Annotated in this window: 7 protein-coding genes; all 7 read left to right on the forward strand. The window is 56.2% G+C overall.

Features of this window, described 5'->3' with window-relative positions:
* Window positions 1-121 precede the first annotated feature (121 nt).
* Window positions 122-1,717 carry an ABC transporter substrate-binding protein gene (locus ED901_RS06065; RefSeq protein ID WP_122095309.1) on the forward strand — a complete coding sequence of 532 codons (1,596 nt, stop codon included), beginning with the start codon at window positions 122-124 and terminating at the stop codon, window positions 1,715-1,717.
* A complete protein-coding gene (locus ED901_RS06070; RefSeq protein WP_122095310.1) occupies window positions 1,714-2,727 on the forward strand; it encodes an ABC transporter permease in 1,014 nt (337 codons plus the stop codon). Before ED901_RS06065 ends, ED901_RS06070 begins: the two co-directional genes overlap by 4 nt.
* Window positions 2,724-3,650, forward strand: coding sequence for an ABC transporter permease (locus ED901_RS06075; protein WP_122095311.1), 927 nt, complete (start codon window positions 2,724-2,726; stop codon window positions 3,648-3,650). The genes ED901_RS06070 and ED901_RS06075 overlap by 4 nt, the downstream gene beginning before the upstream one ends.
* Entirely contained in the window at window positions 3,650-4,480 is an 831-nt protein-coding gene (locus ED901_RS06080; protein ID WP_056770680.1) for an ABC transporter ATP-binding protein, read from the forward strand. Before ED901_RS06075 ends, ED901_RS06080 begins: the two co-directional genes overlap by 1 nt.
* Window positions 4,477-5,262, forward strand: a complete 786-nt coding sequence (locus tag ED901_RS06085) for an ABC transporter ATP-binding protein (protein WP_056770682.1) — start codon at window positions 4,477-4,479, stop codon at window positions 5,260-5,262. The genes ED901_RS06080 and ED901_RS06085 overlap by 4 nt, the downstream gene beginning before the upstream one ends.
* An 85-nt stretch (window positions 5,263-5,347) precedes the next feature.
* Entirely contained in the window at window positions 5,348-6,895 is a 1,548-nt protein-coding gene (locus ED901_RS06090; RefSeq protein WP_122095312.1) for a serine hydrolase, read from the forward strand.
* Between the two features lie 405 nt (window positions 6,896-7,300).
* The coding region (locus ED901_RS06095) for a heme-binding protein (protein ID WP_162997820.1) at window positions 7,301-7,534 on the forward strand (234 nt) is incomplete at its 3' end.

Genomic DNA, 7,534 nt, shown 5'->3' on the forward strand with positions numbered 1-7,534 from the left:
GAAACGTCGAAGGGTGCAAAGCAACGGTTTTTCATTTAAGCCAGTTGCCTGCGGTGAAGTCAAGGGTTAGCCACTGTAATATTTAATTTTACTTTTATATATCAACACGATGGGAGTAGTTATGGTTACCAGGCGTCAATTCGTTACCGGTTTTTCCGCAATACCCGCTTTGTCTTACCTGAAGTTTGATTCGGTGTTTGCTGCCACGCCAGCCTCGATACTGGTGATGGCTATCCAGCTCGACATCATTACCAGTCTGGATCCGCATGAAAGCTTCGAATCTGTTGGCAGTGAAATTACCGGCAATATGTATCAGCAACTGGTGAAACCAAAGCTGGCCTCCCCGGACGAAATCGAAGGCGATCTGGCCCTGTCCTGGACCGCGTCTGACGACAAAAAAACCTTCACCTTCAAACTGGATCCAAAAGCCAAATGGGCCGATGGCAAACCGGTTACCGCAGAAGATGCCGCGTTCTCCATGCAACGTGTGGTGAAACTCGACAAGAGCCCGGCCTATATCATCAATCAGTTTGGCTACACCAAAGACAACGTAGACAGCATGGTCACCGCGCCTGATGCCGAAACGCTGGTGATCAAAACCGCAGAACCTGCGTCTGAATCTTTCCTGCTCTACTGCCTGACCGCCAACGTCGGCAGCATCGTGCAGAAATCGGCCTGTCTGGCGAATCAGGCAGGTGACGATTTGGGCAACGCCTGGCTGAAGAAAAACAGTGCCGGTTCCGGTGCTTTCAAGCTGCGCGACTGGAAAGTCAGCGAATCCGTCATTCTTGAAAGCAATAAAAACAACCCGCACGCGGGTAACATCCAGCGCATCATCATGCGTCACATCGTCGATCCTTCTGCGCAACTGCTGATGTTGCAAAAAGGTGATGTGGATATCGCACGCAACCTGACCACAGAACAGCTGCGTCCGCTGATGAACGACAAAAACTTCACCCTGGTGCGAAAAGGTATCGCCGGCACTTACATGCTTTCTGCTAACACGGCGCACCCGAACCTGGCTAAACCGCAGGTCTGGCAGGCGCTTAAGTGGGCCGTGGATTACGAAAATATTCAGCAGCACATCGTGCCGCTGACGCACAAAATCCATCAAAGTTTCCTGCCTGAAGGTTTCCCGGCGGCGGTGAACACCATTATGTACAAACGTGATGTTGCTAAAGCGAAAGCCCTGCTGGCCGAAGCCGGTTTCCCGAACGGTTTTGAAATCACGCTGGATCACTATTCCGCTTCACCTTCCTCCGACATCGTGCAGGCTTTGCAATCGAACCTCGCCGAAGTGGGCATCAAAGTGACCTTACTGGCCGCCGAGAGCCGTCAGGTGCTGACCAAGATGCGTGCGCGTCAGCAGCAACTGGCGCTGACCCAATGGGGCGCGGATTACTTTGATCCGAACTCAAATGCCGAAGCGTTCTGCAGCAACCCGGATAACACCGATGCTGCCAAGAGCCGCACGCTGGCGTGGCGTTGCAGCTGGCAGGACAAAAGCATTTCCGATCTCAGCACCAAAGCGCTGAAAGAGTCGGATCCGGCCACCCGTATCAAACTCTATGAAGAATTGCAGACCAGACATATGGAAAACAGCCCGTTTATCATCATGCTGCAACCGACCAATACCGCCGCCTGCCGTAATGTGATTTCCGGCGTGGCATTAACTGTCATGAACACCAGCCCTTACGAGAAGGTTGTGAAAGCGTGAGCAAGAGACTCAATGGCTATCTGAGTACCTGCATCAGCGTTTGTCTTACTTTGTTTGGTCTGTCGGTGGTGACGTTTTTTATCGGTCGCGTGATGCCGACAGATCCGGTTCTGGCTGCGGTTGGCGATAACGCCCCGCAGGCAGTCGTCGAACGGGTTCGTCATGAAATGGGGCTGGACCAGCCCCTCTGGTTGCAGTTCTTCCATTACATCAGTCAGGTGTTTCACGGTGACTTAGGCCGTTCCGCCCTGACCTCCAATCTGGTCACCACCGATATCGCCCGGTTCTTCCCCGCAACGCTGGAACTGGCCACGGCAGCGATCATTATCGCCGCCGTGATCGGCATTCCTCTGGGCGTCTGGGCTGCAACCCGTCAGGGCAGCTGGATCGATCAGACCATCCGTGTGGTATGTCTGGCCGGTCACTCGCTGCCGGTGTTTGTGCTGGCCCTGCTCAGCCTGCTGATTTTCTACTCGGTGCTCGGTATCGCGCCGGGGCCGGGACGTCAGGACATCATTTATCAGGACATGATCCCCCAGGTCACCGGCTTGTTAACCGTGGATTCGCTGATTGCCGGGGACATGGGGGCGTTCCGCGATGCACTGGCGCACATGGCGCAACCGGTGCTGATCCTGGCGTATTTCAGCATGGCCTACATCACCCGCATGACCCGCACCTTTATGCTGAACGCGCTGAGCGGCGAGTATGTGATCACCGCCCGTGCCAAAGGGTTGTCGGCGCAGCGTGTGATCTGGAAACATGCGTTTCCGACCGTCGGCGTTCAGCTCATCACCGTTCTGGCACTCACCTATGCCGGTTTGCTGGAAGGTGCGGTGGTCACTGAAAACGTCTTCTCGTGGCCGGGTCTTGGACAATATCTCACCGTCTCACTGATGAATGCGGATATGAACCCGGTGATCGGCTCCACGCTGCTGATTGGCGCGATATATGTGCTGCTCAACCTGCTGGCCGACCTTCTCTACCGACTATTGGATCCCCGCGTAAAATGACCTCACTCCCTGTTATATCGCCACCCCGCGCCGGTAGCCGCGCCTGGCTGCTGGCGGATACGCCGCTGACCCGCACGCAGGCCGTGTGGGGACGCCGTTACCGCATCTGGCTCGGCCTGCGCAAAAATCCACTCGCAGTCACCGGTCTTTTCACGGTGCTGATTGTTCTGCTGCTGTCCATTTTTGCGCCCTGGCTGACGCCGTATGATCCGGGTGCGCAGGATCTGGCGCACCGCTTAGCCAAACCTTCCTCCCTGCACTGGCTGGGCACCGACGAGCTGGGCCGCGATACCCTGAGCCGGATTCTCTACGGCGGTCGCATCACGCTGGGCATGGTGATCATCGTTGTGGCGATCGTCGCTCCGCTCGGCCTGCTGATTGGCTGCGTGGCCGGTTATGCGGGCGGATGGGTAGATCGCCTGCTGATGCGCGTCACCGACATTTTCCTCGCCTTCCCGCGTCTGATTCTGGCGCTGGCATTTGTCGCCGCACTGCGGCCGGGGATTGAAAGCGCCATTCTGGCCATCGCCCTCACCGCCTGGCCGCCGTATGCCCGTCTGGCGCGCGCGGAAACCATGCAGGTGCGCGGCACTGATTACATCGCCGCCTGCCGGCTGACCGGCGCAACGTCAGCTCGTATTGTACTGCGTCATATCATGCCGCTGTGCGTTCCGAGCCTGGTGGTACGTATCACGCTCGACATGAGTTCCATCATTATCACCGCCGCCAGCCTGGGCTTTTTGGGCATGGGCGCACAGCCTCCGTCACCGGAATGGGGCGCGATGATTGCCACCGCCCGCCGGTTCCTGTTCAGCGAATGGTGGGTGCCGTTAATTCCGGCGATTGCCATTTTTGTGACATCTCTGGCGTTTAACTTCCTCGGCGACGGGCTGCGTGACGTTCTCGATCCTAAGGAGCAATGATGCTGGTTGATATCAAAGATCTGCACATTACGTTTAAAACCAACAGCGGCAGTTTTGATGCCGTGCGCGGCGTCTCTTTGTCACTGGGTAAAGAAAAATTTGGCATCGTGGGCGAAAGCGGTTCAGGGAAATCCCTGACCGCCCGCTGCCTGATGAACCTGCTGCCTTCCAGCGCCCATTGCCGGGCCGAAACGCTCTCTTTCGATGGCATAGACCTGCGTCATGCCAGTGAAAAGCAGATGCGGCAAATTCGCGGTAAACGCGTGGGCTTTATTTTACAGGACCCGAAATACTCGCTGAATCCGGTGATGCCGGTGGGGAAACAGGTGGCGGAAGCCTGGCTGACTCACAAAGGCGGCACGAAAAAACAGGCGATGAACGCCGCCATCGAACTGCTCGATCAGGTGCGCATCCGTGATCCGCATAAAGTGGCTGAACGTTATGCGCATGAAGTCTCCGGCGGCATGGGCCAGCGCGTGATGATCGCGATGATGCTGGCGCCCGACCCCGAGCTGATGATTGCCGATGAACCCACCAGCGCGCTGGATGCCACGGTGCAGGCCGAAATTTTACGCCTGCTCGACGATCTGGTGTCCAGCCGGGGAATGGGGCTGATTCTGATCAGCCACGACCTGCCGCTGGTGTCAAAATTCTGCGACCGGGTGGCGGTGATGTATGCCGGACGCATTGTGGAAACCTTACAGGCCGGTGACTTACTCAACGCGCAGCATCCGTACACGCGCGGGCTGCTGGAATGCCTGCCGTCTCTGAAACATCCGCGGGACAGGCTGCCGGTGCTGGTACGTGATGAAGCATGGAAAACCTCATGACAGAACACGCCTCAACACACATTGATTTTTTCGATAACAGTAAGATTATCCTCAACAATCTGCGCATTGCGTTCGGCGATACCGAAGTGGTGAAAGGCGTCAGTTTCAGCGTCGCCCCCGGCGGATGTTTTGGCATTGTTGGTGAAAGCGGCTCGGGGAAATCGACCATTCTGCGCGCGCTGGCCGGGCTGAATCAGTCATGGTCCGGCGAAATGGTCATCGGCGGTGAAGACCAGACGCCCGTCCGGCAGAAGCGTTTTTTCCGCCGCGTGCAGATGGTTTTTCAGGATCCCTATGGCTCTCTGCATCCGCGTCAGACTATCGACCGTATTCTCAGCGAACCGCTGATCGTTCATGGCTTTCTGAATATTGAGAAGCGCATTGCCGACGCACTGAGTGAAGTCGGTCTGCCGCAGTCCGTGCGTTTTCGTTTCCCGCATCAGCTCTCCGGCGGGCAACGCCAGCGCGTGGCCATCGCCAGGGCAATGATTTCAGAACCGGAAATTTTACTGCTCGATGAGCCGACCTCGGCGCTGGACGTCTCGGTGCAGGCGGAAATCCTCAACCTGCTTTGCGACCTGCGTGAACGCCGCAACCTCACTTATATTCTGGTCAGCCACAATCTGGCGGTGGTAACGCACCTTTGCACCAGCATTGGCGTGATGATTGGTGGTGAAATGGTCGAGCTTCTGAGCGCAGACGATTTACGGACGGGCAACGTCAGCCATCCGCATACCGCAGAATTACGATCGTTGAGTCTCAGTTTAGAGGAACCCGAATAACCGTTTTCTCGCGGCACAGGTTCAGGTTTCACGGGCAGCTCCGGCTGCCCACTTTCTCACTGATAGACAGTTTGTGGAGACGCAAATGACCTCTGATTTACAGTGGCACGCCGCAGAAGCGACGGCTAAACGTATTACCGGTAACTGGAATAAACCCGGCGAACCGGGCGGCGCCATCACCCTCTTCGACAGTAAAACCCTGCGCGGTTTTGCCACCGGTGGCCTGGAAAACCTCACCACCGCAACCCCTTTCAGCATTGACTCCGTTGTCCGCTACGCCTCGGTCACCAAACATATTTTCGCCACGCTGGCGTTGCTGAAAAGCGATGCTGGTCTTTCGGTGAATGATCCTCTGGGCAAGCATTTACCGCAGCTGAAAGCCCCGATGGCTCAGGTGACGATAGGTCAGGCACTGGACATGACCGGCGGTCTGCCGGATGTCCGTGAAACCCTTTCGCTGCTTGGCGTGTCGGTTTACAACGTCAGCGACGCAGAAGCGATCATGACGTTTCTGGCACAAGATGGCGCGCTGAATTTCCCGGCAGGTAGCGAGATTTCCTACAGCAACACCGGCTACCGGCTGGTGGAAGAAATCCTTAAACAGAAGGGCATCTTGTTTGAAGATCTGCTGCAAAAGCATATCGCGCAACCGCTGGACATCGCGCTTCACGCACCGGAAACCTGGTTCGATATTGTGCCCGGCCTGGCGCCGGGTTACTGGCTGGACACCACCGGCTGGAAAACCGCCCTCGCCGGTCTGCATCTTTCCGCGTCCGGCAGCCTGACCGGCAGCGTCCGTTCGCTTTCCGTCTGGTTGCAGAGCCTGCTTTCGCAAACCGGCCCCGGCGCGGGCGTTTTAAAAACGCTGACAGCGCAACGTTACCTGCACGGCGATATCCCTTCCGCTTACGGGCTGGGCACCACCTCGACGCAAATAGGGCCGTATACGGTTTACGGGCACGGCGGTTCTCACGCCGGTTACAAAGCCTATTTCCTGCTGCATCCTGAGCGGGATGCAGGGGTCGCGCTGGTGTCCAACCGTGAAGACACCGCCGCGTACAGCCATGCGCTGGACGTCATGTCAGCGCTGTTAGACACCCCGCTTCCGCCGCGCAGCCACGCCCTGCCTGACGGTCTGTATGCCAGTACGGCGGAACCTTACTGGCTGAAAGTCAGCAACGGCACGGCCAGTTATCTGGGTTCGGCAGATAATCTGTATCAGGGCGCAGACGCAGATGAAGCGATCACCCTTTCCGCGCATATGCCGATGCGCCTGCGCTGGGACGGTAAAGCCATCAAAGGAGAAATCGGCCATGCACCGCGTTACTTCACGCCGGTTGAGCCTAACGATTGCCTGAAAATGGTTCAGGGCCGCTGGTATCATCCGGCGTCAAAAGCGGCGTTTGATATTGAGGGCGATAAGTTCCTGATGGGTGTGGGGACATTGCGCGCCAGCGGTCAGCTGACGTCTTTGGGCGCGGGACGGTTGCTGGTCGAATTGCCGGACGGCCCGTGGAAAAAGAACTTCTGTCTGTACTTCCAGGGGTATAACGTGAAACTGATTTCTAACCGCAGCCGCGTTCTGAATTTCCGCCGTGATGAATGCCGCAGCAGCTGGCAGCCCCTGAGTTAACGATACCGGCCCAGTCCAAAACCTCCCGCTCAGGGAGGTTTTTTTTGTTAACCCGATCACATTGCATTAATACAAACGGATCATCTGGTTCATAAAAGCACAAAATGTTCACCCCTTATGTCATAAGGCCTGCCAGCCTGATTTGTGCATAATCTCCTCTCAAAACCGCCTGAAAATTAATTTCCTGCCGCAATCGTCACTTTTGCCGTTTTGTTAATTGAATTAACATCCGCGAAACAAAGAGCAATAACGCCCCAGTTAGTGTGGCAATAAGAAACGCCGCTGAGTGTTCCGCCCGTTAACGCTATTGCGATTTAATCTTTCTGATTTAACACGTTTATTTTTGAAATCTTATTCGAAAAATACGTCAAGCCATGTTTTTCTACTGCTACAAGGGATGAGTCTATGTCTGTTAAAAATATCACCGTACAAGCGTTGCTGTGTGCCAGCACGCTGTTATTTTCGGCCACTTCCGCCTTCGCCGCTGAACACCCGCAGCTGGATAACGCGCAGGCCGCCAACGTGATCGACAGTGTGAAATCCACTCTTGCGGAACAACACAGCACGGGTTGCGTGGCGGTTGTTGATGCATCTGGTTCATTACTGGCCTTCCAGCGCCTTGACGGTTCTCCGGCGGGG

The sequence above is a fragment of the Rahnella sp. Larv3_ips genome (assembly GCF_003697865.1).
Taxonomy (GTDB): Bacteria; Pseudomonadota; Gammaproteobacteria; order Enterobacterales; family Enterobacteriaceae; genus Rahnella; species Rahnella rivi.

What these genes read in the sequence shown, in the direction of transcription:
- ED901_RS06065 (WP_122095309.1), top strand. Translation starts at nt 122, where the DNA reads ATGGTTACCAGGCGTCAATTCGTTACCGGTTTTTCCGCAATACCCGCT.
- ED901_RS06075 (WP_122095311.1), top strand. Translation starts at nt 2,724, where the DNA reads ATGACCTCACTCCCTGTTATATCGCCACCCCGCGCCGGTAGCCGCGCC.
- ED901_RS06080 (WP_056770680.1), top strand. Translation starts at nt 3,650, where the DNA reads ATGCTGGTTGATATCAAAGATCTGCACATTACGTTTAAAACCAACAGC.
- ED901_RS06085 (WP_056770682.1), top strand. Translation starts at nt 4,477, where the DNA reads ATGACAGAACACGCCTCAACACACATTGATTTTTTCGATAACAGTAAG.
- ED901_RS06090 (WP_122095312.1), top strand. Translation starts at nt 5,348, where the DNA reads ATGACCTCTGATTTACAGTGGCACGCCGCAGAAGCGACGGCTAAACGT.